At 64.8% G+C, this 26532-nt stretch carries 25 protein-coding genes; 20 read left to right on the forward strand and 5 right to left on the reverse strand.

Annotated elements, in window-relative coordinates:
- The first annotated feature begins 255 nt into the window (after positions 1-255).
- From pdhA to D6B98_RS13345, 9 genes are all read left to right on the forward strand, one after another.
- The gene (gene pdhA, locus D6B98_RS13305; protein ID WP_126257460.1) at positions 256-1278 is read left to right on the forward strand and encodes a pyruvate dehydrogenase (acetyl-transferring) E1 component subunit alpha; all 1023 of its coding nucleotides are present in this window, start codon (positions 256-258) and stop codon (positions 1276-1278) included.
- Between the two features lie 29 nt (positions 1279-1307).
- Positions 1308-2696, forward strand: a complete 1389-nt coding sequence (locus D6B98_RS13310) for a pyruvate dehydrogenase complex E1 component subunit beta (protein ID WP_126257461.1) — start codon at positions 1308-1310, stop codon at positions 2694-2696.
- A 3-nt stretch (positions 2697-2699) separates the two neighbouring features.
- Positions 2700-3002 (forward strand): DUF5076 domain-containing protein, encoded by a 303-nt coding sequence (locus tag D6B98_RS13315; RefSeq protein WP_126257462.1) that lies wholly within the window; start codon positions 2700-2702, stop codon positions 3000-3002.
- Positions 3003-3004: 2 nt separating this feature from the next.
- Positions 3005-3457, forward strand: coding sequence for a nucleoside deaminase (locus tag D6B98_RS13320; RefSeq protein WP_126257463.1), 453 nt, complete (start codon positions 3005-3007; stop codon positions 3455-3457).
- Between the two features lie 63 nt (positions 3458-3520).
- Positions 3521-4870, forward strand: coding sequence for a pyruvate dehydrogenase complex dihydrolipoamide acetyltransferase (locus D6B98_RS13325; protein ID WP_126257464.1), 1350 nt, complete (start codon positions 3521-3523; stop codon positions 4868-4870).
- A gap of 22 nt (positions 4871-4892) precedes the next feature.
- Positions 4893-5123, forward strand: a complete 231-nt coding sequence (locus D6B98_RS13330) for a hypothetical protein (protein ID WP_126257465.1) — start codon at positions 4893-4895, stop codon at positions 5121-5123.
- Positions 5124-5140: 17 nt separating this feature from the next.
- Positions 5141-6562, forward strand: a complete 1422-nt coding sequence (gene lpdA, locus D6B98_RS13335; RefSeq protein ID WP_126257466.1) for a dihydrolipoyl dehydrogenase — start codon at positions 5141-5143, stop codon at positions 6560-6562.
- Between the two features lie 138 nt (positions 6563-6700).
- The gene (locus D6B98_RS13340) at positions 6701-7942 is read left to right on the forward strand and encodes a threonine synthase (RefSeq protein WP_126257467.1); all 1242 of its coding nucleotides are present in this window, start codon (positions 6701-6703) and stop codon (positions 7940-7942) included.
- Positions 7943-8128: 186 nt separating this feature from the next.
- Positions 8129-9097 carry a tripartite tricarboxylate transporter substrate binding protein BugD gene (locus D6B98_RS13345; RefSeq protein ID WP_126257468.1) on the forward strand — a complete coding sequence of 323 codons (969 nt, stop codon included), beginning with the start codon at positions 8129-8131 and terminating at the stop codon, positions 9095-9097.
- 45 nt (positions 9098-9142) lie between these two features.
- Here D6B98_RS13345 and D6B98_RS13350 read toward each other — a convergent pair whose 3' ends face one another.
- The 3 genes from D6B98_RS13350 to D6B98_RS13360 all read right to left on the reverse strand — a co-directional run bounded on the left by D6B98_RS13350 (position 9143) and on the right by D6B98_RS13360 (position 12273).
- Entirely contained in the window at positions 9143-9529 is a 387-nt protein-coding gene (locus D6B98_RS13350; RefSeq protein WP_126257469.1) for a response regulator transcription factor, read from the reverse strand.
- Between the two features lie 93 nt (positions 9530-9622).
- The gene (locus D6B98_RS13355; protein ID WP_126257470.1) at positions 9623-10294 is read right to left on the reverse strand and encodes a response regulator transcription factor; all 672 of its coding nucleotides are present in this window, start codon (positions 10292-10294) and stop codon (positions 9623-9625) included.
- On the reverse strand, positions 10291-12273 hold the full coding sequence (locus D6B98_RS13360; RefSeq protein ID WP_126257471.1) for a PAS domain S-box protein: 1983 nt from the start codon (positions 12271-12273) through the stop codon (positions 10291-10293). The genes D6B98_RS13355 and D6B98_RS13360 overlap by 4 nt, the downstream gene beginning before the upstream one ends.
- A 461-nt stretch (positions 12274-12734) precedes the next feature.
- Here D6B98_RS13360 and D6B98_RS13365 point away from each other — a divergent pair, with 461 nt between their 5' ends.
- The 3 genes from D6B98_RS13365 (at position 12735) to D6B98_RS13380 (ending at position 13928) form a co-directional block, all read left to right on the forward strand.
- Positions 12735-12944: a hypothetical protein gene (locus tag D6B98_RS13365; RefSeq protein ID WP_126257472.1), complete on the forward strand. Its 210-nt coding sequence runs from the start codon at positions 12735-12737 to the stop codon at positions 12942-12944.
- Between the two features lie 439 nt (positions 12945-13383).
- Entirely contained in the window at positions 13384-13572 is a 189-nt protein-coding gene (locus D6B98_RS13375; RefSeq protein ID WP_126257474.1) for a hypothetical protein, read from the forward strand.
- The gene (locus D6B98_RS13380) at positions 13569-13928 is read left to right on the forward strand and encodes a hypothetical protein (RefSeq protein WP_126257475.1); all 360 of its coding nucleotides are present in this window, start codon (positions 13569-13571) and stop codon (positions 13926-13928) included. Before D6B98_RS13375 ends, D6B98_RS13380 begins: the two co-directional genes overlap by 4 nt.
- 76 nt (positions 13929-14004) lie before the next feature.
- Here the strand turns inward: D6B98_RS13380 and D6B98_RS13385 are convergent, their stop codons facing one another.
- A complete protein-coding gene (locus D6B98_RS13385) occupies positions 14005-16218 on the reverse strand; it encodes a lytic transglycosylase domain-containing protein (protein ID WP_126257476.1) in 2214 nt (737 codons plus the stop codon).
- Between the two features lie 322 nt (positions 16219-16540).
- Here D6B98_RS13385 and D6B98_RS13390 point away from each other — a divergent pair, with 322 nt between their 5' ends.
- The 7 genes from D6B98_RS13390 to D6B98_RS13415 all read left to right on the forward strand — a co-directional run bounded on the left by D6B98_RS13390 (position 16541) and on the right by D6B98_RS13415 (position 23141).
- Positions 16541-18277, forward strand: coding sequence for an adenylate/guanylate cyclase domain-containing protein (locus tag D6B98_RS13390; RefSeq protein WP_126257477.1), 1737 nt, complete (start codon positions 16541-16543; stop codon positions 18275-18277).
- 105 nt (positions 18278-18382) lie between these two features.
- Positions 18383-18559 (forward strand): hypothetical protein, encoded by a 177-nt coding sequence (locus D6B98_RS39820; protein WP_164718578.1) that lies wholly within the window; start codon positions 18383-18385, stop codon positions 18557-18559.
- 147 nt (positions 18560-18706) lie between these two features.
- Positions 18707-18919 carry a hypothetical protein gene (locus D6B98_RS13395; protein WP_126257478.1) on the forward strand — a complete coding sequence of 71 codons (213 nt, stop codon included), beginning with the start codon at positions 18707-18709 and terminating at the stop codon, positions 18917-18919.
- Positions 18920-19028: 109 nt separating this feature from the next.
- Positions 19029-19292: a hypothetical protein gene (locus tag D6B98_RS13400; RefSeq protein ID WP_235885196.1), complete on the forward strand. Its 264-nt coding sequence runs from the start codon at positions 19029-19031 to the stop codon at positions 19290-19292.
- A gap of 440 nt (positions 19293-19732) precedes the next feature.
- Positions 19733-20140 carry a hypothetical protein gene (locus tag D6B98_RS40830; protein WP_126257802.1) on the forward strand — a complete coding sequence of 136 codons (408 nt, stop codon included), beginning with the start codon at positions 19733-19735 and terminating at the stop codon, positions 20138-20140.
- A 465-nt stretch (positions 20141-20605) separates the two neighbouring features.
- Entirely contained in the window at positions 20606-22327 is a 1722-nt protein-coding gene (gene ilvD / locus D6B98_RS13410; RefSeq protein ID WP_126257479.1) for a dihydroxy-acid dehydratase, read from the forward strand.
- Positions 22314-23141 carry a tetratricopeptide repeat protein gene (locus D6B98_RS13415; RefSeq protein ID WP_126257480.1) on the forward strand — a complete coding sequence of 276 codons (828 nt, stop codon included), beginning with the start codon at positions 22314-22316 and terminating at the stop codon, positions 23139-23141. Before ilvD ends, D6B98_RS13415 begins: the two co-directional genes overlap by 14 nt.
- A gap of 124 nt (positions 23142-23265) precedes the next feature.
- Here the strand turns inward: D6B98_RS13415 and xth are convergent, their stop codons facing one another.
- Entirely contained in the window at positions 23266-24063 is a 798-nt protein-coding gene (gene xth / locus D6B98_RS13420; protein WP_126257481.1) for an exodeoxyribonuclease III, read from the reverse strand.
- A 134-nt stretch (positions 24064-24197) separates the two neighbouring features.
- Between xth and D6B98_RS13425 the strand changes: the two genes are divergently transcribed.
- The gene (locus D6B98_RS13425; RefSeq protein ID WP_126257482.1) at positions 24198-26528 is read left to right on the forward strand and encodes a hybrid sensor histidine kinase/response regulator; all 2331 of its coding nucleotides are present in this window, start codon (positions 24198-24200) and stop codon (positions 26526-26528) included.
- Positions 26529-26532: the final 4 nt, after the last annotated feature.

The following is a 26532-nucleotide window of genomic DNA, read 5'->3' on the forward strand; positions in this document are numbered from 1 at the left end:
GCGGAGAGGGCGGCGCCATGTCCGGCGCCGTCCGCTTCGACGACTGGGATCGGCATGATGCATAGTTCTTGAGCTGGTCACAGCTCCGCATCGTGACGCGTAGATTTGTTGCCCGATCGGCGCCAAAGATTTTCCAATATTTCGACCACGTTGCAGTGCGGCATAATGAAAGTCGTGCCAAGTCGCCGCGGTGCTTTCCAAGGGCGTTTGACTTGGGTTAGAGAGGGCGAAAGTTTTCTCTGACCCGGAATTCCTATGGCCGCACCCAAGAAAGCCGCCGCAAGCACTCCACAGCACAAGACCGACGGCGGTTCGCCTCCGGAATTCACCAGGGAGCAGGAGCTCAGGGCGCTCCGCGACATGCTCCTGATCCGGCGGTTCGAGGAAAAGGCCGGCCAGCTCTACGGCATGGGCGCGATCGGCGGCTTCTGCCACCTCTATATCGGCCAGGAGGCCGTGGTGGTCGGCATGCAGATGGCCCTGAAGCCGGGCGATCAGGTCATCACCGGCTATCGCGATCACGGCCACATGCTCGCCACCGGCATGGACGCTAACGGCGTCATGGCCGAGCTCACGGGCCGCCGCGGCGGCTATTCCAAGGGCAAGGGCGGCTCCATGCACATGTTCAGCAAGGAGAAGCATTTTTACGGCGGCCACGGCATCGTCGGCGCCCAGGTCTCGCTCGGCACGGGTCTGGCCTTCGCCAATCACTATCGCGGCAACGACAATGTCAGCGTCACCTATTTCGGCGACGGTGCGGCCAATCAGGGCCAGGTCTACGAGAGCTTCAACATGGCGGAGCTCTGGAAGCTGCCGGTGATCTACGTCATCGAGAACAACCGCTACGCCATGGGCACTTCGGTCTCGCGTGCCTCGGCCCAGCAGGATTTCTCCAAGCGCGGCGTGTCCTTCAACATCCCCGGCAGGCAGGTCGACGGCATGGACGTCCGCGCCGTGAAGGCCGCCGGCGACGAGGCCGCCGCCTGGTGCCGCGCCGGCAAGGGCCCCTACATCCTGGAGATGCAGACCTACCGCTATCGCGGCCACTCCATGTCCGACCCTGCAAAATATCGCACGCGCGAGGAGGTCGAGAAGGTCCGCCACGATCAGGACCCGATCGAGCAGGTGCGCAACCGCCTGTTGGCCGCGAAGGTCAGCGAGGCCGATCTCAAGGCGATCGACGCCGAGGTGCGCGACATCGTCAACGCGTCCGCCGATTTCGCCCAGCATGATCCCGAGCCGGATGCCGCCGAGCTCTGGACCGACGTTTACCGCTGAACGCGCGCAAGCTTTCGTTTGGAGAAGACATGCCAATTCAAGTGCTGATGCCCGCGTTGTCGCCCACGATGGAGAAGGGCAACCTCGCCAAATGGCTGAAGAAAGAGGGCGAGACCATCAAGTCGGGCGACGTCATCGCCGAGATCGAGACCGATAAGGCGACGATGGAGGTCGAGGCGACCGACGAGGGGACGCTCGGCAAGATCCTGATCCCCGAAGGGACTGCCGATGTCGCCGTGAACACGCCGATCGCAACCATCCTCGCCGACGGCGAGAGCGCTGCCGATCTCGCCAAGGCGCCCGCGCCGGCCGCGCAGCAGAAGGCCGCGGAATCCGCCGCCCCCGCCGCTGCGAAGGCCGAAGCGCCTCAGCCCAAGGCCGCGCCGGCGCCGCAGGCCGTCGCCGAACCCGATCCGGAAGTGCCCGCCGGCACCGTGATGATCACGCAGACCATCCGCGAAGCGCTGCGCGATGCCATGGCCGAAGAGATGCGCCGCGATCCCGACGTCTTCGTGATGGGCGAGGAAGTCGCCGAATACCAGGGCGCCTACAAGGTCACGCAAGGGTTGCTCCAGGAGTTCGGCGCCAAGCGCGTCATCGATACCCCGATCACCGAGCACGGCTTCGCCGGCGTCGGCGTCGGCGCGGCGATGACGGGCCTCAAGCCCATCGTCGAGTTCATGACCTTCAACTTCGCCATGCAGGCGATCGACCAGATCATCAACTCCGCGGCCAAGACGCTCTACATGTCCGGCGGCCAGATGGGCTGCTCGATCGTATTCCGCGGCCCGAACGGCGCCGCCGCGCGCGTCGCCGCCCAGCACAGCCAGGACTATTCGGCCTGGTACTCCAACGTGCCCGGCCTCAAGGTCGTCGCCCCGTTCTCGGCGGCCGATTACAAGGGTCTGCTCAAGGCCGCGATCCGCGATCCCAATCCGGTGATCTTCCTCGAGAACGAGGTGCTCTACGGTCACACCGGCGAAGTCCCCAAGCTCGACGATTTCATCATCCCGATCGGCAAGGCCCGCATCGTGCGCGCAGGGACCCACGTCAGCATCATCTCCTGGTCGAATGGCATGACCTATGCGCTAAAGGCCGCCGACGAGCTCGCCAAGGACGGCATCGAGGCCGAGGTGATCGATCTGCGCACGCTGCGGCCGATGGACACCGAGACCATCATCAACTCGGTCAAGAAGACCGGTCGCGCCGTCACGGTGGAAGAGGGCTGGGCGCAGAGCGGCGTCGGCGCCGAGATCGCCGCGCGCATCATGGAGAACGCCTTCGATTATCTGGACGCGCCGGTCGCGCGCGTCTCCGGCAAGGACGTGCCGATGCCTTATGCCGCCAATTTGGAGAAGCTCGCGCTGCCCACGGCGGCGGAAGTCGTCGAGGCCGCCAAAGCCGTCTGCTACAGGTAGGCCATGGCGGGCCCGAAGGAGCAGCCACTGCCGCCCGACGTCATGAGCCGCGACGACGCGGTCGAGATCCTGCGCGTGTTCGTGCTGGACGGCGGGCTGTCGATGGCGTTCCAGCGCGCCTTCGAGGAGCCCGACATGTGGGGCCTGCTGCTCGTCGATCTGGCCCGCCACGCCGCGCGCGCTTATGCGCGCGAGAGCGAATACACCGAGGAGGACGCGTTGAACCGGATCCTGGAGATGTTCCAGGCCGAGATCGAGCGTCCCACTGACACCGGCACCACGACGCCGCGCGGCAAGGGACACTGACCGTGGCCATCGAATCCCATCATTTCGATCTCATGCTCGAGGCAATCCGCGAGGCCGAGGCTTCGATCGCGCAAGGCGGCCTGCCGATCGGCGCGGTACTGACGCGCGACAACAAGATCATCGCCCGCGGCCACAACAACCGCGTGCAGGAGAACAATCCGATCCTGCACGGCGAGATGAGCTGCCTGCGCGCGGCCGGCGCGATCTCGTTCCACGACACCGTCATGTACACCACGCTGTCGCCCTGCGCGATGTGCGCGGGCGCGCTCGCGCTGTTCAAGGTCAAGCTGGTGGTGATCGGGGAGTCCGTCACCTTCGAGGGATCCAAGGACATCCTCGACAAGTTCGGCATCCCCTGGATCGACCTTGCCGACGACCGCTCCATCACCATGATGAAGAATTGGCGTTCCAATCCTGCCAATGAGCGCCTGTGGCAGGGCGACATCGGCAACTAAACCTGGTCTGTTCGTCTTCGGTTGTCGAAGGCGACGTTTTGCAAAGTTCTTCTTGAGGTCAGCATGCCCATCAACATCCTGATGCCCGCTCTCTCGCCGACGATGGAGAAGGGCAACCTCGCCAAGTGGCTGAAGAAGGAAGGCGACAAGGTCAAATCCGGCGATGTCATCGCCGAGATCGAGACCGACAAGGCGACCATGGAGGTCGAGGCCATCGACGAGGGCACGATTGCCAAGATCCTGGTGCCCGAGGGCACGCAGGACGTGCCGGTCAACGACGTGATCGCGGTGCTCGCCGGCGAGGGCGAGGATGTGAAGGCGGCGGGTAGCGCCAAGCCGAGCGCTTCGGCCGCGCCGCCGAAAGCAGACAAGCCCGCAGAGACTCCGGCGGCTGCGCCCGCGCCTGCCGCGCCGAAGGCTGCTCCGACTGCCGCCGCACCCGCGCCGCAGGCCGCAGCTCCGGCCGCGCAGAGCAACGGCCATGGCGGTCGCGTGTTCTCATCGCCGCTGGCGCGGCGTCTGGCCAAGGAAGCCGGCATCGATGTCGGCATGGTCACCGGCACCGGTCCGCACGGCCGCGTGGTCGCGCGCGACGTCGAGCAGGCCAAGTCGGGCAAGGGCCTCAAGGCGCCCGCGGCTGCGCCCTCCGGCGCGCCCTCGATCGCGCCCACCATGTCGGACAAGCAGATCCTCTCGCTGTTCGAGCCGGGCTCCTACGACATCGTCCCGCACGACGGCATGCGCCGCACCATCGCGCAGCGCCTGACTGCGTCGATCCAGAACGTCCCGCACTTCTACCTGACCATCGACTGCGACATCGGCAAGCTGCTTGCCGCGCGCGAGGAGATCAACGCGGCAGCGCCGAAGGACAAGGAGAAGAAGCCGCTCTACAAGATCTCGGTCAACGACTTCGTCATCAAGGCGATGGCGGTGGCGCTGCAGAAGATTCCCAACTGCAACGTCAGCTGGACCGAAAGCGGCATGGTCAAGCACCACCATTCCGACGTCGGCGTTGCCGTGGCGATGCCGGGCGGCCTGATCACGCCGATCATCCGCAAAGCGGAGACCAAGACGCTCTCCACCATCTCCAACGAGATGAAGGATTTTGCCGCGCGTGCACGGTCCCGCAAATTGAAGCCCGAGGAATACCAGGGCGGCACCACCGCCGTCTCCAACCTCGGCATGTACGGCATCAGCCACTTCACCGCCGTGATCAACCCGCCGCATGCGACCATCCTCGCGGTCGGCACCAGCGAGGAGCGTCCCGTCGTGCGCGGCGGCAAGATAGAGATCGCGCACATGATGAGCGTGACCTTGTCCTGCGATCACCGCGCCATCGACGGCGCGCTCGGCGCCGAGCTGATCGGCGCCTTCAAGCAGCTGATCGAAAATCCCGTGATGATGATGGTCTGACGCGGCTGCAGAGGGCGCAACCTTGCATGTCCGGACCCGCTGGCCATGGATATCGCTGCTGCTCGGCGCGGTCGTCGCGCTCAACCCGGTTGGGCTCGATTTTCTTCGGTCGGCCTTCTCGGGAGAGCAGCTGTCCCGGAACATCGCTCAACCGATCGTGTTGAGCGCGCTGGCCATTCTGGTCCTGGTCGGGATCATCGAATGGCTGGTCAGGTTTGTTGTCTTCAAGCGCCGCGCCCGCGGCGCCTCTTGAGCTGAACGGGAGCCGCTATGGCCGACACATCCTTCGACGTCATCATCATCGGCTCCGGTCCCGGCGGCTATGTCACCGCGATCCGGGCCGCGCAGCTCGGCTTCAAGACGGCGATCGTCGAGAAATCCTATCTCGGCGGCATCTGCCTGAACTGGGGCTGCATCCCGACCAAGGCGCTGCTGCGTTCGGCCGAAATCTACCATTACATGCAGCATGCCGGGGACTACGGCCTGTCGGCGGAGAAGGTCTCGTTCGATCCGAAGGCCGTCGTGCAGCGCTCGCGCGGCGTTTCCAAGCGGCTGAACGACGGCGTCGGCTTCCTGATGAAGAAGAACAAGGTCAGCGTGATCTGGGGCGCGGCTTCGATCGACGCGCCGGGCAAGGTCACCGTGAAGAAGTCAGACGTCGAGGCGCCGAAGGGCGCGCTGGGCGAGGGGAGCTATCAGGCCAAGCACATCATCGTCGCAACCGGCGCACGGCCGCGCGTGCTGCCGGGGCTCGAGCCCGACAAGAAGCTGGTCTGGACCTATTTCGAAGCGATGGTGCCGGAGCGGATGCCGAAATCGCTGCTGGTGGTCGGCTCCGGCGCGATCGGCATCGAGTTCGCCTCGTTCTTCCACACCATGGGCTCCGACGTCACCGTGGTCGAGGTGCTGCCGCAGATCCTCCCCGTCGAGGATGCCGAGATCGCCGGCTTGGCGCGCAAGCGTCTGGAGAAGCAGGGCATCAAGATCATGTCCTCGACCAAGGTGACCAAGCTCGAGAAGAAGGCCGACAGCGTCATCGCCACCATTGACGACGGCAAGGGCAAGCCTGTCACGACCGAGTTCGAACGCGTGATCTCGGCAGTCGGCGTCGTCGGCAACATCGAGAGTCTCGGCCTCGAAAAGCTCGGCGTGAAGACCGACCGCGGCATCGTCGTGGTCGACGGCTACGGCAAGACCAACGTTCCCGGTATCTACGCCATCGGCGACGTCGCAGGTCCCCCCATGCTTGCCCACAAGGCCGAGCATGAAGGCGTGATCTGCATCGAGGCGATCAAGGGCCTCAAACCGCACCCCATGGACAAGAACATGATCCCGGGCTGCACCTATTGCCATCCGCAGGTGGCGTCCGTCGGTCTGACGGAAGCCAAGGCCAAGGAGAACGGCCGCGAGATCCGCGTCGGCCGCTTCCCCTTCGTCGGCAACGGCAAGGCCATCGCGCTCGGCGAGGACCAGGGCCTCGTCAAGGTGATCTTCGACAAGAAGACCGGCCAGCTGCTCGGCGCCCACATGGTCGGCGCGGAAGTGACCGAGCTGATCCAGGGCTACGTCGTCGCCATGAATTTGGAGACGACGGAAGAGGAGCTGATGCACACCGTGTTCCCGCATCCGACCCTGTCGGAGATGATGAAGGAAGCCGTGCTGGATGCGTATGGACGGGTGCTGAATATTTGACAACCGCCGTCATTGCGAGCGAAGCGAAGCAATCCAGAATGTCTCCGTGGAAATGGTCTGGATTGCTTCGTCGCAAGAGCTCCTCGCAATGGCGCGTGGAAAGAGCGGTTTGAACAAGCAAGAAGAAAGAAGCGAGCCATGCACGACAACGACAACCTCACCATCGAGCGCCCGACCTTCGTCACCCATCTCGAATGTGCGATGGAAGGCGATCACTACGCCGCTGACCAGGTCCACAATCTCTCCAAGGCCGGCAAGCCGCTCCTCGTCCGCTACGACCTTGCCGGCGTGAAGAAGGCGCTGACCAAGGACGCCCTCGCGCAACGCCCCGGCGACATGTGGCGCTATCGCGAGCTGCTGCCGGTGCGCAAATGCAAGGACATCGTCTCGCTCGGCGAGGTGACCACGCCGCTGATCCGACTGCCCAAGCTCGGCAACAAGCTCGGCGGCGGCGAGATCATCGTCAAGGACGAGGGCCGGCTGCCGACCGGCTCGTTCAAGGCGCGCGGCCTCGTCATGGCGGTGTCGATGGGCAAGGCGCTCGGCATCAAGCACATGGCGATGCCGACCAACGGCAATGCCGGGGCGGCGCTGGCGGCCTATGCGACCTCGTGCGGCATCAAGACCACGATCTTCTGCCCGGCCGACACGCCGGAGGTGAACGTCAGCGAGATCGAGCTGCAGGGCGCGACCGTCTACCGCGTCAACGGCTATATCGACGATTGCGGCAAGATCGTCGGCGAGGGCAAGGCCAAGGTCGGCTGGTTCGACACCTCGACGCTGAAGGAGCCGTACCGCATCGAGGGCAAGAAGACGATGGGCCTCGAGCTCGCCGAGCAGCTCGGCTGGGACGTGCCCGACGTGATCTTCTATCCGACCGGTGGCGGCACCGGCCTGATCGGCATGTGGAAGGCGTTCGACGAGCTCGAGAAGATCGGATTCATCGGGAGCAAGCGCCCGCGCATGGTGGCGGTGCAGGCCTCCGGCTGCGCGCCGATGGTGCGGGCCTATGAGGCTGGCACCGAGCATGCGACGCGCTGGGAGGACGCCCACACCATCGCCTCCGGCATCCGCGTGCCGCAGGCGATCGGCGATTTCCTGATCCTGCGCGCTGTGCGCGAGAGCAAGGGCTTTGCCATCGCGGTCGACGACGACAAGATCTCGGCGGCGCTGAACGAGGTCGCGCGCGAGGAAGGGCTGCTGCTGTGTCCCGAGGGCGCCGCCACCTACGCGGCCTACAAGGAGAGCCTCGCCGACGGCCGCGTCTCGAAGGCGGACCGCGTCATGCTGTTCAACTGCGCCACCGGCCTGAAGTATCCGCTGCCGCCGGTCACCCGCACGCTCGACCGTCACAAGCCGATCGATTATTCCCAATTCTAGGAGTTCTCCCTCGCCCCGCTTGCGGGGAGAGGGGCGGGGTGAGGGGGAGCCTCCGCGAGGGCGGCAACAGTCGAGTTCGCGGAGACTTCCCCTCACCCTGAATCCGCGCTACGCGCGAATTCAGGCCTCTCCCCGCAAGCGGGGAGAGGCAAAGAAAACAAAAATGACATCGCTGGGGAGAAGACAATGAAGGCTGCCTGGGCTGCGCTATTTGCCATTCTCACGTTCACCGGCGCCGCGCGCGCCGATGACTATCCCTCCCGTCCCATCACCATCATCGTGCCGTTCGCGGCCGGCGGCCCGTCGGATGCGATGGCGCGTGTGCTCGCCGAGCGGATGCGCACCTCGCTCGGCCAGCCCGTCGTGGTCGAGAACGTCACCGGCGCGGGCGGCTCGATCGGCGTCAGCCGCGCCGTGCAGTCGCCGCCGGATGGCTACACCATCTCCTTCGGCCATCTCGGCACCCACGTCGCCAATGGCGCCGTCTACAAGCTGAAATACGATCTCGTCGCCGATCTCGAGCCGGTGGTGCTGCTGCCGAGCAATCCGATGATCGTCGTCAGCAAGAACGCGGTGCCCGCGACGTCGCTGAAGGAGCTGATCGAATGGCTGAAGTCGCGCAGCTCGCCGCCGACGGCGGGCACTGCCGGCGCCGGCTCCGGCAGCCACATCGCCGGCGTCTATTTCGAAAGCGTCTCCGGTATCAAGCTGCAATACGTGCCGTATCGCGGCACGGCGCCTGCGTTGAACGATCTGATCGCCGGCCAGATCGACATCATCGTCGACCAGACCTCGAACTCGATCGCCCAGGTCCGCGCCGGCACCATCCGCGCCTACGCCATCACCGACAGCAAGCGCCTGTCCTCGGCCCCGGATATCCCGACCGCGGAGGAGGCGGGCCTGAAGGGCTTCAACATGACGCTGTGGTCGGGCATGTGGGTTCCGAAGGGTACGCCGAAGGAGATCGTGGCAAAGCTCAACGCCGCGGCCGTCGATGCGCTGAACGATCCCGCCGTGCGCAAGCAGCTGGAAAACCAGGGACTGGAGATGACACCGAAGGACCAGCTCGCCCCCGAAGCGCTCGGCACCCGTCAGAAGGCCGAGATCGCAAAATGGTGGCCGATCATCAAGGCGGCGAACATCAAGGTGGATTGAAGCGGGCGGTGCTGTTGTCACGTGCCGGCGCTCACGGCCGGGCGATCACTCCAGGTTGTCGCGACCTGCTGCCAGCGCATGGTCCAGGCATTGCATCAGATCCGAGGCGGCGAAGGGCTTGGCGAGAAAACACGTTGCGCCCGCTTTTAGCGCACGCGCACGAACGCTCTCGTCCGGGAAAGCTGTGATGAAGATAAACGGCGGAGCCGAACCCTGCGCGCGCATCTGCGTCAAGAGATCGATCCCGTTTATCGGCGGCATCTGCACGTCGGCGATCACGCAGGAGGTGTCATTCGAGTCCGTCGACCTCAGGAACTCCTCGGTTGAGGCAAACGTGCGGACGACGTACCCGCGCGACTCCAGGAGATTGTTGATCGCGGCCCGAACGTAGGGGTCGTCGTCCAGCACCGAAATGACCGAAGCCGCTGACAAGACGTCCGCTCCTCGTCCGGGATTGCGCTCGCCGCCGCTATGGCCCGATCTCAACCGAGGGTGGACCGGCCAGTCACCGTTGGAAACTCATACTTAGGTTTGTACGTCGGACTTGTTCGGCCCGATGCCGAGCGCCTCGCTCATTCTCACGAGCTCTGCCAGCGACTTCGCGCCCATCTTGCGCATGATCTGGCCGCGATAGATCTTGACGGTGATTTCCGCCAATCCGAGCTTGGCGGCGACCTGCTTGTTCATCAGGCCGGACGTCACCAGCGACAAGACGTCGCGCTCCCGCGAGGACAGTGACTCGAAGCGTGATCTGAGCGTGGAGACGGTCCTGTTGAGGTCGCGGCGTTTGCGATCTCGCTCGATCGCGGCCTGGACTGCGTCCAGAATATCCTGGTCTCGCACCGGCTTCGTCAGGAAATCGATCGCGCCGCTCTTCATCGCTCGAACTGTCATGGGAATATCGCCATGACCGGTAATGAAGATGATGGGCGTGTGGATATTTGCCTTGGCAAGATCGGCCTGGAGGTCAAGGCCGCTGACGCCAGGCAGGCGAATGTCGAGCACCAGGCAGCTGGGGACTTCCGGCGGCTTCGCCTGAAGGAGTTGCGGCGCCGAGCCGAATGCCTCGACCTTGAGGCCGACCGACTCGAAAAGATTGGTGAGCGCCCGGCGCATGGAAGCGTCATCGTCGACCACGAAGACGATTGGCTCATCGCCGTCCTCCTGCGGAGGGGAAGGCCGTGCGCGCTCGGTCACGACGTTTCCTCTCGATCAAGCGGCAGGGTGATCTGAAAAGTCGCGCCGCGCCCCTGGTTCGGTGCGGCGGAAAGCCGTCCGCCATGGGCTTCGATGATGGAGCGACAGATCGACAGCCCCATGCCCATGCCGGAGGATTTCGTGGTGAAGAACGGCGTGAACAGGCGGTCTATCGACTGCTCACAGATGCCGACGCCGCAGTCGGAAACGCTGAGCAGCATCGCGCCGTCACCGCTCGCTGCCGAACGGATCGCCAGCTCGCGCGGGCGATCATTGACGCTTTCCATGGCCTCGATCCCGTTCATGATCAGGTTGATCAGAACCTGTTGCAATTGGATTCGATCGCCAACGATCTTGGGCAGCGCCGACGACAGCTCCATTCGAATCGACACGGCGTGACTGGCCATCTCGCGCTGAACGAGCGCGACCGCCTCCCGCACGACGCCGTTGACGTCGAGCGGAGCCATCTCGACCTCGGTCCGCTTGGCGAGCGCCCGAACCCGGCGGATCACGTCGCTGGCACGCGTGCCGTCCTCGATGATCCACTCCACGGAGCGGCGCGCCGCCTTGATATCGGGGGGACTGCGCTGCAGCCAGCCGAGGCACGCGTCAGCATTGGCTATCACTGCGGCGAGCGGCTGGTTGATCTCGTGCGCAATCGAAGCGGTCAGTTCGCCCAGTGTCGTAACGCGCGTCACGTGGGCGAGTTCGGCTTGAGCCTTGCGCAGCGCCGCTTCCGCCTGATTGGCACGGATGGCGGCGGTCACGTCGGTGCAGACGCCACGATATCCGAGAAAAGTGCCGTCGGCGCCGAAGATCGGCTTGCCGCTGGTCCGGACATAGATCGGCTGCCCGTTGCGGTCCCTGCTGCGATACACGAGGTCGCGGAATGGGACGTGAGCGTCGAGCGCCGCGCGATGTTCTTGCCACTTCTCGGGCTCGAGAGCGGCGTCCGGAGCAATGTCCCACCGCGTCAGTCCGATCAATCCCGCAGGCGCGGTGATGGTATCGGAGTGTTCCGATACCTGGGTCACGCGATGGTCGGGTCCCGTCTCCCAGAACCAGTCGGAGGCGGTTTCGGCATAATCGCGAAAGCGCTGCTCGCTGTCACGCAGCCTGCGCTCGGCCTCTTTGGTCGCCGTGATGTCGGACACCGACCCGACGAATTCGACCTGACCGCTGGCATCCCGCGCCGCCCGGGCCACCGCGCGGACGTACTTGATCGAGCCGTCGCCCATCACCAGTCGATACTCGTGATCGTAGTCCTTGCACTCGCGTGCCGCCCGACCCGTGGTCCGGAGCACCGCAGGCCGGTCCTCGGGATGGATGCGCTCGAGCATGCGCGGGATCTCTGGCTTGGTTCCCTCCTCGAATTGGAAGATGCGATAGGTTTCCTTGGACCAGGTGATCTCGCGGGTTGCGGCGCTCCAACCGAAACTCCCGGTGTGGCTCAATTCCTGCGCCTGGGCGAGGTAAGCCTCGCTCTGTCGCAGTGCATTCTCCGCTTCCTTGCGCTCGGTGATGTTCTCGCAGGCCACCAGCACGAGCGGCTCGCCATCGGCCCGCAACATGGCCTTGGCGTTCTCGCGCACCCACAGCACCGAGCCGTCCTTGCGAACCTTCCGGATTTCCCAGGTGTGTGACTGATCAATGGTCTTAAGGCATAGCGCGACACACGATCGGACGAAGTCGCGATCTTCCTCGAAGAAGACACCCATCACCGATCGGCCGATCAATTCCGCGGCCGTATAGCCCAGCTGTGCCGCGCCGAAACTGTTCACGTTGATCACGGTTCCGACCCGATCGACCATGAAGTACATGACCGGGTTGTGCTCGAAGACCTGCTGCCACGGCTTGACCGCCTCGAGCAGACCAGCGTCAGGCTCGGTGCGAGGCCTGGCATTGACAACCTGCCTGACGCAGCCGACGAGGAATTGCGCGGCTGACTTCCCGAACGTTGCTGCCCGGCCCGACTTCATCGCAGACGCTCCCGGCGCTCTCTGCGTGCACACGAGTAGAGCACGTTGCCGCGAGAGGAGCAATTCCGGCCAAAGTGGGGGGCAGGGAGGGGCGTTTCGCCTTTGAACGACTGCGCGCGGGAGGATGCACTCCGACGCGTCAAGCACGCCGTTCCAGACCGATTTTTTTCGCGGTGCCCGTGCAAGGCGCGCATCGTGCGTCGTCTCGTTGAACGGGAATAAGCCGTTAGTCACCGGGCGACTACGGGGCAAACCTAGGTATAGCTGCTCTAATCCAAGTCATGGCGCACATTTACCTCCGTACAATTGAGCGCATCGTACCGGGGACCTAGTCTCGTGACCATCGGGAGTGTCGACACCCAAGAACGGGCGGCTTCATTTCTCGACAGCCGCGTCGCGGCAATTCACGACCCGCATGAAGTCGAGGGAACGACTGGCGCAAGCAAGAGAGGGAGAGAACAATGTGCGATACGTCGCAACTTCCTGAGCGTCGCCTATCCGAGTCCGAACGTTGCACTTCGGTCAATGGCTGTGCGGTTTGCGGCGGCAAATTCGGTCTGATCCGCTACTATTCCTGGCGCACCGCGCTCTGTTCCAAGAAGTGTGTCGATCGCTTCCGCACCCGCCGCGAACGCGACCGCCGGTGGTTGTTCCGGGCTCAGGTTGCCTGAGTCGAATTGGAGAACTGACCTCGTTCCGAAGGACTGACCCGGGAGCCCGTGCGTTGAAGCGCTCATGCAAGCTCTTGTGCTCGATGATTCTCCTCGGCTCCACTGCGGTCCAAGCACAGGAGATTGGACAGGGTTCCGTCCATCGCCAGCACCCACCCCAGGACCGGGCGCTGCACGAACAATTCTATTCGACCTGGCACATGCCGGACAATCCGAGCGTCAGTTGCTGCAACAGCGCTGACTGCTATCCGACCGATATCAAATACATCGACGGCCAGATCTATGCACGGCGCCGGGAGGACGGGAGATACATTCTGATCCCACCCCAAAAGGTGGAGCGAAACAGGGATAATCCGGACGGCCGAAACCATCTTTGCGCTCCACCACCCGCACTGTCTCCGTTGGACAGCGTTTACTGCTTCGCCTTGGGAGGTGCCACATGAGATTCGCGTTCGTGCTCGTGAACGATCGTACCCCGTTCCGGCAGACCTGGTGCATGCAGTGCTGCGAGCCGATCGGCGGCAGCTATCTCCGCGAGATCGCTACCCGTCTGCCTTACTGCGACTATCAGTGCTACGCGCTGTTCTGCCAGGCACTCGCGACAAATGACGTGAGGGCGGCTTCATGAAATTCGTGGTGGTCAATCACGAGCCGCCGTCGTGCCCGGCCACCTGCAGCACCTGCTCGCGGTCGATCCGGTCCGGCTATGTCCGGCATGTGCAGACAAAGCTCCGTTACTGTGACCACGATTGCTACCGGCGAGGCGAACTCGTGAGGAGGTCGATGTATTGGTCGGCGCGGCTGACAGAGCCGGCCACCGCGAGCCTCGAGGCCGTCGCCGGCAACATCATCGAGATGTTGACGGTCATGACTGCCGTCTCGTGCTGGAGCTGCACGATACTTATCTGGACCTTCGCAAGAGCCTCGACCGGCGCCCACTTGGACGGTCGCGATCTGATCGCAACGGAAGGAGGTGAGATCTAGCTGCGCGACTGCACTCGCGTGGAAGCCGCAGCCCCGCAACCTTGCAGGCGCCCGTGTCCAGCCCCGGCGGCGTCGACTAGGGAGCGGGCGCTGCGGCCGCTACGGGTGCCGTTGCTCCGGCCTCGTGCGTGACGACGCGCTCGTCGCTCTTGCCGGCGACCATGCTGCTGGCTTCGAACCGCGCGCGATAGACCAGCACGTTCTCGATCACGCGCTGGACGTAGTTACGCGTCTCCGACAGCGGAATGCGCTCGACCCAGTCGACCGGATCGACCTTGGGATCCCGGGGATCGCCACGCACCTGCACCCATTCGCGCACGCGGCCGCGGCCGGCATTGTAGCCGGCGAAGGTCATGATCTGGTTGCCGCGATATTCCGACAGCAGCGCGCTGAGCTCGGCCGCGCCCATCTGCGTGTTGTAGACGGGATCGGAGACCATCTTGTCCCAGTCGTAGGTCAGGCCGAAGCGCTTGGCGGTGTCGCGGCCCGCTTCCGGCGTCACCTGCATCAGCCCGACCGCGTTGGCATGGGACTTGTCGCGCTGGTCGAACGAGCTTTCGGTGCGCGCCACCGAATAGATCACGCTGGTCTCGATCGCAGGCGCGACCTGCCGGTGCTCGGGGATGCCGATGGTCGGAAAAGCGTAATGGTCGAGCGCGAGCCCGCGCGCCAGCGCCGTCTTGCCGACCTCCAGCATCACGCGGGCATCGTTGCGACGCCTGGCGAGCTCGCCGAGCGCTTCGAGCGCGGCGACGTCAGTGCTCTCCTTGGCAAAGTCCTCGGCGTAGTAGAACACCATGTCGCGCTCGCCGATGCCGTAGAGCATGTCGGCGGCGCGCACGCGCTCGTCCGCGGGTGGCGTATCGGCGGCGGCCAGGACGGGCGAGGGCGCACGCAGCTCGACGCGGTCGAGGCCGAGCTTGGCGCGCGCCAGCTGGCCGTAATAGGCGGTCGGATAGCGCGAGGCCGCCCGATAGCTCATGCGCGCATCGGCCGCAGCACCCATCGCCTCGGCGGCGCGGCCGCGCCAGTAATGGGCGCGCGACAGCGCGATCGGATTGGCCGAGCCTTCGTCGACGGCGGCGAAGTGCACCATCGCCGTCCTGGGATCGTCGAGAAAGCGCAGCGCGATCCAGCCGCACATGAAATGATAGTCGACGCGATAGACTTCCTTGTCCGGCACCGCGGCCGTGCGCACCACGTCATAGGCGGTTGTGAACTTGCCCTGGTCGAGCAGCTTGCGCGCAAGCATGCGCCGCTCGCGCCACCAGGCGTCGGTATCCTGAGCCGCCATGGTGTCGGGCGCCGCCGCCAGGATCACCTCGGCGGCGTCGTCGATGTGGTCCTTCTGCAGGTGCCATTGGGCGCGGCACAGCACATAGCCGAGATCGCGGCGTGCTTCGGCCGCTACGTCATCGAGATAATCCTTGGCCTTGCTCGCCTTGCCGGTGACTGCGGCGCAGGCCTTGACGATCGCGAGCGCATCCTCGCCGAGCCGTTTCGCGGCGCGCCGCGCCGCCTCGTAGTCCTTGGCGCCGAGCCGCTTGTCCATGCGGGCGCGATGATCCTCCGCGGTGAGGAGGTCGCGGAACGCCTCGTAGGAATCCTCCTCGCTGCGCTCGGACAATTCATCCGTGCGCCAAGCCTCGCGCACCAGCCGCGCGGCTCGGTCGGTATCGCCTTCAGCGAGCAGCACGCGGGCGAGCGCGAACTTGCCCTTGGCGCTGATCGGACGGTCCATGGTGAATTTGTGCACGGTGGCAGCGTCGCTCTTCTCCTGCCACAGCCGCCCCTCTGCGCGGCGGCGCAGCAGCGTGCGGCTCGGCCAGTCCGGATTGGCCGCGAGGAACGCGGCGTAGCGCTTGAAATTCGCCGTGCTCTCGGAATGGCGCAGCATGAACCAGTCCGCGAGCTTCTGTCCGGCAGGATCGACGATGCGGTCGCGCGCCGCGCTTGCATCCTCGCTCTTGCCCTTGCGCGCAAGGTCGATCGCGTCCTTTAGCGCGGCGAGATCGCCGGTCAGCGGCGGCAACGCCGGTTTGCTGGACGGCGCGTCGTCGGTGTTCTTCGACTTGCGCTTGGCCTCGGCATGCTTGCCGTGGCGCGACTTCGCCGAGGACTTCGCCGCGGCGTGACGCTGCTTGCCGGCTTTCGCCTCATGCGTCTTCTTCGGCGCGGACGATTTGGGCGCGGACGATTTGTGACTGCTTTTTGCCGCCAGCTCGGAGGGAAGGAGAGCCAATGCGGCCACGGCAACGACACACGCGAGCGAGCGTAGGCACTGGTTCATTCCATGGTCCCCCTGCGAAACCACCACAAACCAAGGTCCGCGACGACATGCGGCTTGAGAATCAAAGACACCGAATACGATGCCACCGGCATCGTCTCGCATTCCTCACGCTGTCGCAACAATGCGGCGAAATACGGATGAGATGCGGGAACTCCTGGAACTCGACCAAGGGTTGTTCTTTTTAACCTTTGTTAACGATCTGGGCGCGCGCGACGGCGAGCGCGGTTCAAGACGCCAGGAGGAACCAGATTGCGCGTGTTCCCGCAGCCGGATCCGGTGTATGGAGTTCCGTCCCTCATCCTTTTGGCGTTTGCCCGCACCTATGCCGATTTTCAACCAGTCGATCCGGCGCAAGATCGTCGGCATCGCCCTCGGATTGATCGTCCTGATGCTGGTCACCTCGATCCTGTCGATGGTGATGTCGAGCCAGGTCGGTGTCCTCCTGGACGAGCTGACCAACCGCTACATCCCGGCCTACAGCCATCTGGCCCGCGCCAATATCCGTTCGCTGGAGCGCGCGCTGGCGCTGCGGCAAATGGTCATGACCAAGATGGAGTCGTCGTCGGACGAGGAGGCGTATGCGGCGCGGCTTCGCGACTTCGAGGCATTGGACCGCAAGTTCGAGGAAGAAGCCGAGACAGCGCGCAAGCTCATCAACGCGATCATCGATGATACCAGGACGTATTCCGACAATGCCGCGCTGGCACGGCTCGACGTCCGCATCGAGAGCGCCGTCAACGAGCTGCGGCGCAGTCTGGACGAGGGCAATGCGAAACTGCTCAAGCAGATCGAGGCCAAGGACATGGTCCAGGCCCGCGCCACGCTGGAACAGCTGGACACCCTGCGCGACCAGTTCAACCGCAAGATCGACGCAATCCGCGCCGACATGCTGACGCAGGTCTTCTTCTCGACGTCGCAGGTGATCAGCCGCCAATACCAGGCGATCATCGTGTCGGGAGCCGTGACCTTGCTCGCAGCGGTGGTGGGATTTGCCTTTGCGCTCCTGGTGTCCAGCGGTATCACGCGCCCGGTGCGGCTGCTGCTGGCCGGCACGCGCGAGGTCGAGGCAGGCCGCTTCGACAAGACCATCACCGTCTCCACCCAGGACGAGATCGGCGAGCTCGCCGCCGCGTTCAACCGCATGACCGAGCAGCTCAGGCACAACGAGCGCGTCCGCGAGACCTTTGGCCGCTACATCGATCCCAAGGTGGTGCAGGGGCTGATCGACCGGCCGGAGGTCGCGATCGACGGCGAGCGCCGGCTCATGACCATCATGTTCTGCGACATGAGCGGCTTCACCTCGATGAGCGAGGGCATGACGCCGCGCGGCCTCGTCAAGGTGATGAACCACTATTTTACGGTGATGTCCGCACCGGTCAGGAACAATCGCGGCATCATCGACAAATATATCGGCGATGCCATCATGTCCTATTGGGGGCCGCCCTTCATAGAGGAGAACGAGCAGACCCTCCTGGCCGGCATCGCGGCGATCGAGATGGCTGATCAGGTGCCCGCGCTCCAGCGCCAGCTGCCCGACCTGCTCGGTATCCGCGCCATGCCCGCGCCGTGCGATTTGCGGATCGGCATCGCCACCGGCGAGGTGCTGACCGGCAGCATCGGCTCCGAACTGATGATGAGCTTCACCGTGATGGGCGATGCCGTGAACCTGGCCTCGCGGCTGGAAGCGGTCAACAAGGTCTACGGCACCCGCATCCTGATCGCGCAGGCAACGGCCGAGGCGATCGGATCGCGGCTCGAGCTGCGCGAGATCGATCGCCTCGCGGTCGCCGGCCAGATCGCGCCGCAGGCGATTTTCGAGGTGATGGCGAGGGCGGGCGCACTCACCGATGCGCAAGCCAGCTTGCGCACGCATTATGCCGAGGCGCTCGACGCCTATCGCGCCCGGCGCTTCGATGCGGCGCGCGCTGCCTTCAACGCGGCGCTCGAAGCCGTCCCCGGTGACGGGCCCTCGCGCACGATGCTCGGCCGCATCGCGCAGTTCGAGGCGAGCCCGCCCGGCGAGGGATGGGACGGCGCCTGGCGGCTCGACAGCAAATAGGCTGCCGCACCGGAAAAATTGCTTCTGCTCGATAACGATGTTCGCCGTGACCTATTTCCCGGGCTTAGGTTGGATGTCCTTGAGGCGTTTGATGGGGACACGCCGATGCCAGAACTTGAGGACAGGCTGGAACGGTTCGAGACGCTCACCGCCGAATGCGAGCTGATCGCCAAGCTCGCCACCGACAGCAACAAGCGCGAGTTCTATCTGAGGCTTTCGGAGCAGTACCGTCAGTTGGCGGTCGACATGCGCCAGGCGATCGCGACCAAGGCTGCGGCCTGAGGCCGGCTGCAATCCGTTCTTAAGGTTTGGCGCGCATCCTGATGGCATGCGGGCGTCGCTGATCGATGCCCGTAGTGGGAAGGCCGGTGTTCGTTGCAATGCAGCGTGCCCCGTGAACGTCATTTGCCATGCCTGATAGGGCATCCCATGCGCCTCGTTGCCGTGATCATCATCGCGCTCATGACGGCGGCCTGCGATCAGGAGCAGGACATCACCGGCTCGACGTCGGCTGCCTGCCCCTTGCGGAACTCCAGCTACAATCCCCGCGACATGAACCAGTGCGTCAACGCCTGCAAAGCATGCGATCGCGGCACCACCGTCACCTGCTCGACCTCCTGCACCCTCAAGGGCGCGCGCTGAGCGCAGGGCCGGCTGCCCCGGAGGTGCCTCTCGCAACCGGTGGTGCTGGGGCACCGGAACGATCCACTTGGGTTAGTCATTGAAGAAGGCAGGCAGGACGCGGAGTTCGATGGAAATGGGTATGCTCGATCCCGGTCGATTTCTGGTGTCGTGCTCGCATTGCGAGGCCTGGCCGATGGCCGCCAACGTGAAGCGGTCGAGCTGGTCGGCGTCCCCGCACGAGGTCCGCTTTGTCTGCACGCGCTGCCGCCGCGAGGAAACCGCGATCGTCTCGGCCTCCGGCGAATTGACCCCGGTCAGGCGCGCCGATGTTCCGCCGCGCGACGTCGCTGTCGCCTGGGCCCAGGCCCAACGTTTGCGCGGGCGAACCTGAGCCCCGGCGCAGCTCTCATGGACCTGGATTGGCCGCTGCGTCAACGCCGGCTCACGCCGGCGACACCGAACGACCGGTCGATTGACTCCCGGGGCGGGCCGTCGCGGCGAAGGGATCGCGCTTGACGCCTCACTTCCCAAAAATCAGGTGGAGAATGAGCAGGACCGGCGGTGCCATTCCCAGCGCAATTATCCCGATCTGAACCCAGCGTTCGCGTCCCATGCCGTGTTAGAGGCTATCGAAAGGTTGCCGAAAATGGTGTGCACTTTTTGCCCGAGCATGCGGGCACGGCGTTTTTGCTGACGCTTACAACGTGCGCAGGCTTGTTGCTGGAAAGCACGCGCCGTAGCAGCGCCAACTATGCTTGATCTACGTCAACATCGCCCGCAGGCAGGCCAGCAGTCTTGAGTGCTCCTGAACTCCAAGGTCGGAGGAGCATGATGTTGAAATACATTCTCGTCGCTTTAGCGGCGTTCACTCTGCTCACTGCAACTCTCATCCCTGATGATGCGTATGCCCGCCGTGGCGGAGGTGGCGGGTTCCGTGGCGGCGGAGCTGGCTTTCACGGTGGTGGCATGCGCGCCGGTGGCATGCACGCCGGACGCATCGCGCGGCCATCGCATCCGATAGCGGGCCGCCCGATTGCGGGGCGTCCCGGCCGTCCAATCGCAGGTCGCCCGGGCCGTCCCGTCGCGGGCTACCCCGGTTATGGTCGCGGTTGGGGGTACGGCGCTGCGGCGGTGGGCGCAGCTGCTGCTGCGGGTGCCTACGGTTACTACAACTCGAACTGCTACTATGACAGCTACGGGCAATACATTTGCCCGAGGCAATATCCCTATCAGTACTGACGTCAAAGTCTGGACGGCGGTCCAGCGCCGCCGTCCACCTGCGAATGCTAACGCTGGGTCCTTTGAGCGACGCTGCTCTCGCTGGGACGCGCGATGGTTGCCGTCAGGCAGGCGCCGACTCACTTGCCTCGGCGAGGCGCCCGGTTCGGAATAGGACGCAATGTTCGCGCAGCGAAATTCGAAGTTGTGGAGTGTCATCCTGCCAAGGGTATTAAGGTAGGAAAATCCGTGTCTTCCCGGTAACGATTGTGCTGCCCGCGCAACACTCGACCTGCATTTAACCTTCATGAGAGGCGGTGTGCATCGCCGCCGCTTTTTGGCCACACCCGAACATGAATAAAATCACTCTAATGTTTTTGAAGGGCAGCGGCCGTCTTCGAGGGCGTCGGAAAATCCCAAGGTCGATTCAAATCTTGGCTCTGATTTTTCGGGTCTGAAAGGGTTGACCGGGGAAACTGGTTTGCGATGCGCACGAAGATTGACAAGCAGAGGCTGCCGAGCCGTCACGTGACGGAAGGCCCTGCGCGTGCGCCGCATCGGTCCTACTTCTACGCCATGGGTCTGACCACCGAGCAGATCCACCAGCCCTTCGTCGGCGTCGCTTCCTGCTGGAATGAAGCCGCGCCCTGCAACATCGCGCTGATGCGCCAGGCCCAGGCGGTGAAGAAGGGCGTGGCATCGGCCGGCGGCACCCCGCGCGAATTTTGCACCATCACCGTCACCGACGGCATCGCCATGGGACATGACGGCATGCGCTCGTCGCTGCCGTCGCGCGAATGCATCGCCGATTCCGTCGAGCTCACCGTTCGCGGCCACGCCTATGACGCCCTGGTCGGGCTCGCCGGCTGCGACAAGTCGCTGCCCGGCATGATGATGGCGATGGTTCGTCTCAACGTGCCCTCGATCTTCATCTATGGCGGCTCGATCCTGCCCGGCACGTTCCGCGGGCAGCAGGTCACCGTGCAGGACATGTTCGAGGCCGTCGGCAAGCACTCGGTCGGTGCCATGTCGGACGAGGACCTCGACGAGATCGAGCGCGTGGCGTGCCCCTCGGCGGGCGCCTGCGGCGCGCAGTTCACCGCCAACACCATGGCGACGGTCTCCGAGGCGATCGGCCTCGCACTGCCTTACTCGGCCGGTGCGCCGGCACCGTATGAAATCCGCGACGCCTTCTGCATGACCGCGGGCGAGAAGGTCATGGACCTGATCGCGTCCAACATCCGGCCGCGCGACATCGTCACCCGCAGGGCATTGGAGAACGCGGCTGCCGTGGTCGCCGCCTCCGGCGGTTCGACCAATGCTGCGCTGCACCTGCCGGCGATCGCGCATGAGTGCGGCATCAAGTTCGACTTGTTCGACGTCGCCGAAATCTTCAAAAAGACACCATATGTCGCGGATTTGAAGCCGGGCGGCCGTTATGTCGCCAAAGACATGTTTGAAGTAGGTGGCATACCGCTTCTGATGAAGACGCTGCTCGACAACGGCTTCCTGCACGGTGATTGCCTCACCGTCACGGGCCGCACGATCGCCGAAAACCTCAAGAGCGTTAAGTGGAATCCGCACCAGGACGTGGTGCACCCGGCAGACAAGCCCATCACCGTGACAGGGGGGGTGGTCGGTCTGAAGGGCAATTTGGCGCCAGAAGGTGCGATCGTGAAAGTCGCGGGAATGTCCAACCTCAGGTTCACCGGTCCGGCCAGGTGCTTCGACCGTGAGGAGGATGCTTTCGAGGCGGTCCAGAACCGCACCTACCGCGAAGGCGAAGTCATCGTGATCCGCTACGAGGGGCCGAAGGGCGGTCCCGGCATGCGGGAAATGCTCCAGACCACCGCGGCGCTGACCGGCCAGGGCATGGGCGGCAAGATCGCGCTCATCACCGACGGCCGCTTCTCCGGCGCCACCCGCGGCTTCTGCATCGGCCATGTCGGCCCGGAAGCCGCCATTGGCGGCCCGATCGGGCTGCTCGAGGACGGCGACATCATCGAGATCGACGCGGTCGCCGGTACCCTTAACGTAAAATTGAGCGACGCCGAGCTCGCCCAGCGCAAGACCAAATGGAGCGCTCGCGCGACTAACCATACGTCGGGTGCGCTCTGGAAGTATGCTCAGCAGGTTGGACCAGCGGTCGGGGGGGCAGTGACCCATCCGGGCGGCGCGCACGAGAAACAGTGCTATGCGGACATCTAGGCGTGCCATAGTTGCGTTTGTGTTGGGGGCTAGCGCGCTGGCCACGTCGGCGCTTGCCTTCGACGGCGCTCCGGTCAACCCGAAGGACGCAACCATCCCGGTCGTGACCACCTTGCCGGGGACCGCGGCGACCGTGCGCGGCAAGATCGCGCCGGCAGCTGTGCCTCAGGAGACCTCGCTCAGTGCGCTGCAATATGCCGCCGAGGGCGGCCACCCCATCGCGCAGTGGAAGCTTGGCCGCATGTACGCCAATGGCGACGGCGTCGCCCAGGATGATCTGCGTGCCTTCGAATATTTCAGCCGAATCGCCAACGCGCATGCCGAGGACAGCCCGTCGGCGCCGCAGGCGCAGATCGTGGCCAACGCCTTCGTCGCGCTCGGCCGTTACTATCTCAGCGGCATCCCGAACTCGAAGATCAAGTCGGATCCGGAGCGGGCGCGGGAGATGTTCTCCTATGCGGCGTCCTATTTCGGCAATGCCGACGCGCAATACGATCTCGCCCGGCTGTACCTGAAGACGCCGGACGCCTCGCGTGAGGATTTCCGCTATGGCGCGCGCTGGCTCGGTCTTGCCGCGCAGAAGGGCCAGCACCAGGCCCAGGCGCTGCTCGGCCAGATGCTGTTCAACGGCGACCGTCTGCCGCGACAGGCTGCCCGCGGGCTGATGTGGTTGACCCTAGCGCGTGACAGCGCCGGCACGGAAGAGACCTGGATCAAGGAAAGCTACAACCGCGCCTTCGCCAAGGCCTCCGACGACGACCGCGCCATGGCCCTGCAAATGCTGGAGCAATGGGTGCAAGGCCGTAGGGAATAGTCACGGTCCCGTAGGGTGGGCAAAGGCGCAAAGCGCCGTGCCCACGATCTCGTAATGATCGGAACAGGTGGTGGGCACGCTTCGCTTTGCCCACCCTACGGCAGGTGCGGCATCTCGGCGTGCGTCACGCCGCCTCCAGATCGAGATCCGCCCACACCGGCACGTGGTCCGACGGCTTCTCCCAGCCGCGCACATAGCTGTCGATCCCGACATTGGCGAGCTTGTCGCTGGCCTGCGGCGACAGCAGCAGATGGTCGATCCGCAGTCCCTGGTTCTTCTGCCAGGCGCCGGCCTGGTAGTCCCAGAAGGTGTACAGCCCGCCCTCGTCGGTGACCGCCCGCAGGGCGTCGGTCAGGCCGAGGCCGAGCAGGGACTGAAAGCTCTCCCGCGTCTCGGTCTTGAACAGGGCGTCCTCGGTCCAGGCGGCCGGATTGTGCACGTCGCGGGCATGCGGGATGACGTTGAAGTCGCCTGCGAGGATCAGCGGCTCCTCGGTCTTGAGGCGCTCCTTCGAATAGTCAAGAAGTCGGGACATCCATTTGAGCTTGTAGGGATATTTCTCGGTCCCGACCGGGTTGCCGTTAGGCAAATAGAGGCAAGCGATGCGCAGCACGCCCGACTTGAGCGTCACCACGCCTTCGAGGAAGCGGGCATGGGCGTCCTCGTCGTCGCCGGCGAGCCCCGACTTGGTCTCGTCGAAGCGGAGCTTCGAGAGCAGGGCGACGCCGTTGAAGGTCTTCTGCCCGTGCGTGACCACGTTGTAGCCGAGCGCCTCGATCTCCAGCCGCGGAAAGGCCTCGTCGACGCATTTGATTTCCTGGAGGCAGACGATGTCCGGCTGGCACTCCTTCAGCCAGGTCAGCAGCAGGTCGATCCGCTGCCGGACCGAGTTCACGTTCCAGGTTGCTACTCTGATGGTCATGTCGACGGGGCTCCGGGCAGGGGCCATGGTTAGAACAAACTGCAAACGCGCCCGTCAAGGATGCCGCAAAATCTCCCACAAAATTAACCCGGCTTAAGCAGCCGGCAGGCCATTGATCGTCAAAGGTTCCTCGGATGGGCTGGCCGGACAAGTCGATGAAGCGAACTGCGCCGCGTGACGGCCTGATCGGCGCCTTCCTGTATTGGCTCGGCGGCTTCGAGATCGAGGACGGGCTGACCGCCGGTCTCAGCGAGCGCGAGATCCGCCGCATCCGCGCCAAGCAGATCGACGCCGTGACGCAGCTGATCCCGGTGACCATGGCGGTGACGATGCTGAACGTCGCCATCGTGCTGATCCTGTTCTGGGGCCGCGGCTGGAACGACTTCCTCACCATCTGGGGCCTGACGCTCGCCACCACCGCCTCGCTCGCGGTGCGGTCATGGCGGAGGTCGCATCAGAACCCGCCGCAGGAGGCCTCGCCCCGCGCCGCGCGGCAGATGCTGCGGCAGGCGGCCTTCCTCGCCGCGATCTGGAGCGCGCTGCCGCTGGCTCTGTTCAGCCGCATCGAGCCGACCAGCCAGCTGATCCTGGCCTGCCTGATGGTCGGGATGATGTCGGGCGGCGCGTTCACGCTCTCGACCTTCCCGCGCGCCGGCCTCGTCTATCTCGCCACCGTGACGATCGCCTGCGCCGGCGCGCTGCTGCTGTGCGGCACCGGGCCCTATCTGGTGACGGCGGTGTTCCTGCTGCTGTTCGCATTCTTCATGGCGCGCAACATCGTCTCGCAGGGCAATCTCTTCCTCGGCAATCTCAAGGCCCAGCTCGAGCTCGAGCGGCAGACCGAGATCATCTCGCTGCTGCTGAAGGATTTTCAGGAGAACGCCAGCGACTGGCTGTGGCAGACCGATGCCGAGGGGCGTCTGGTCGACGTGCCCGACCGCTTCGCCGACGTCGCGCAGGTGCCGCTGCCGCTGCTGAAGGGATCGTATTTCGCCGACGTGCTCGACATGCTCTGCCCCGAGGACAAGAGCGCGGCCTATAACGTCGTCGGCCTGATGGAGCAGAACGAGCCGCTGCACGAGATGAACCTCAAGGTCGTCGCCGGTGGCGAGGCGCGGCTGTGGTCGCTGACGGCGAAGCCGGCCTATGACCGCGAGGGACAGTTCCTCGGCTATCGCGGCTTCGGGCGCGACGTGACCGAGCGCTGGCGCGCCGAAAAGGCCGAGGCCGAGAGCCGTGCCAAGTCCGACTTCCTCGCGGTGATGAGCCACGAGATCCGTACGCCCATGAACGGCGTGCTCGGGCTTGCCAGCATGCTGCTCGAGACCAGGCTCGATCCGGAGCAGCGCGAGGCGGTCACCACGATCCGCGAATCCGGCGACAATCTCCAGCGCATCCTCAACGACATCCTCGACCTGTCCAAGCTCGAGGCCGGACGCTTCCAGTTCGAGGCGATCGATTTCGCCCCGCAGACGCTGGTCGAGACTGTAGCCAACGTCGCGCGCGCTAGCGCCAAGGGCAAGGAATTGGCGATCAAGATCGAGCTCGATCCGAACCTGCCGCCGACGCTGCGCGGCGATGTCGCGCGCATTCGCCAGGTGCTGCTCAACCTCGCGTCCAACGCGGTGAAATTCACCGACGAAGGCGAGGTGACGATCTCTGCCACCTGTCAGGCGCGCCGCGACCTACTGGCGACCGTGGAATGGGCGGTGACCGACAGCGGCATCGGCATCGCCCCCGAAAAGCTCGGCCAGCTCTTCAGCGACTTCGCGCAGGCCGATGCCTCGATCAGCCGCCGCTTCGGCGGCACCGGCCTTGGCCTTGCGATCTCGCGGCGCATCATCGAGCAGATGGGCGGCACGATCGGCGTCACCTCGACGCCGGGGCAGGGCTCGACCTTCCGTTTCACGCTAGTGCTGCCCTGGAGCCAGGCGCAGGCATCTGGCCACGCGTCGGAGCGCGACGAGGCCGACGAGCTCAAGGCCCGCATCGCCGGCCTCGATCGGCCGCTAAAGGTGCTAGTCGCCGAGGACGATGCGGTCAACCGCATGGTCGTGAGCAAGATGTTAGGGGCCTTCGACGTCGAGCTGCGGGTCGTCACCGATGGCGCCGAGGCGGTCGCGGCTGCGACCGAAGGCAATTACGACGTCGTGCTGATGGACGTGCGCATGCCCGACATGGACGGGCTTGCCGCCACCCGCGCGATCCGCGCGCAAGGCGGGCGCTTCGCAGGCCTTCCGATCGTCGCGCTGACCGCGAACGCCTTCCCCGAGGATGTCCGGATCTGCCGCGAGGCCGGCATGTCGGACTTCCTCGCCAAGCCGCTGCGCAAGCCGGCGCTGGTCGCGGCCCTGCTGCGCGCACTGGATGGCTACAAGATATCGGACGACGCGCCGCTCCAGCCGGACCTGATGCCGGTCGAAATGGAGTGGACGGACGAGGAAAGGCAGGCGACCGGCACGTAGCCGG

It is taken from the genome of Bradyrhizobium sp. LVM 105 (genome assembly GCF_003957705.1).
In the GTDB taxonomy this organism is placed as follows: domain Bacteria; phylum Pseudomonadota; class Alphaproteobacteria; order Rhizobiales; family Xanthobacteraceae; genus Bradyrhizobium; species Bradyrhizobium frederickii.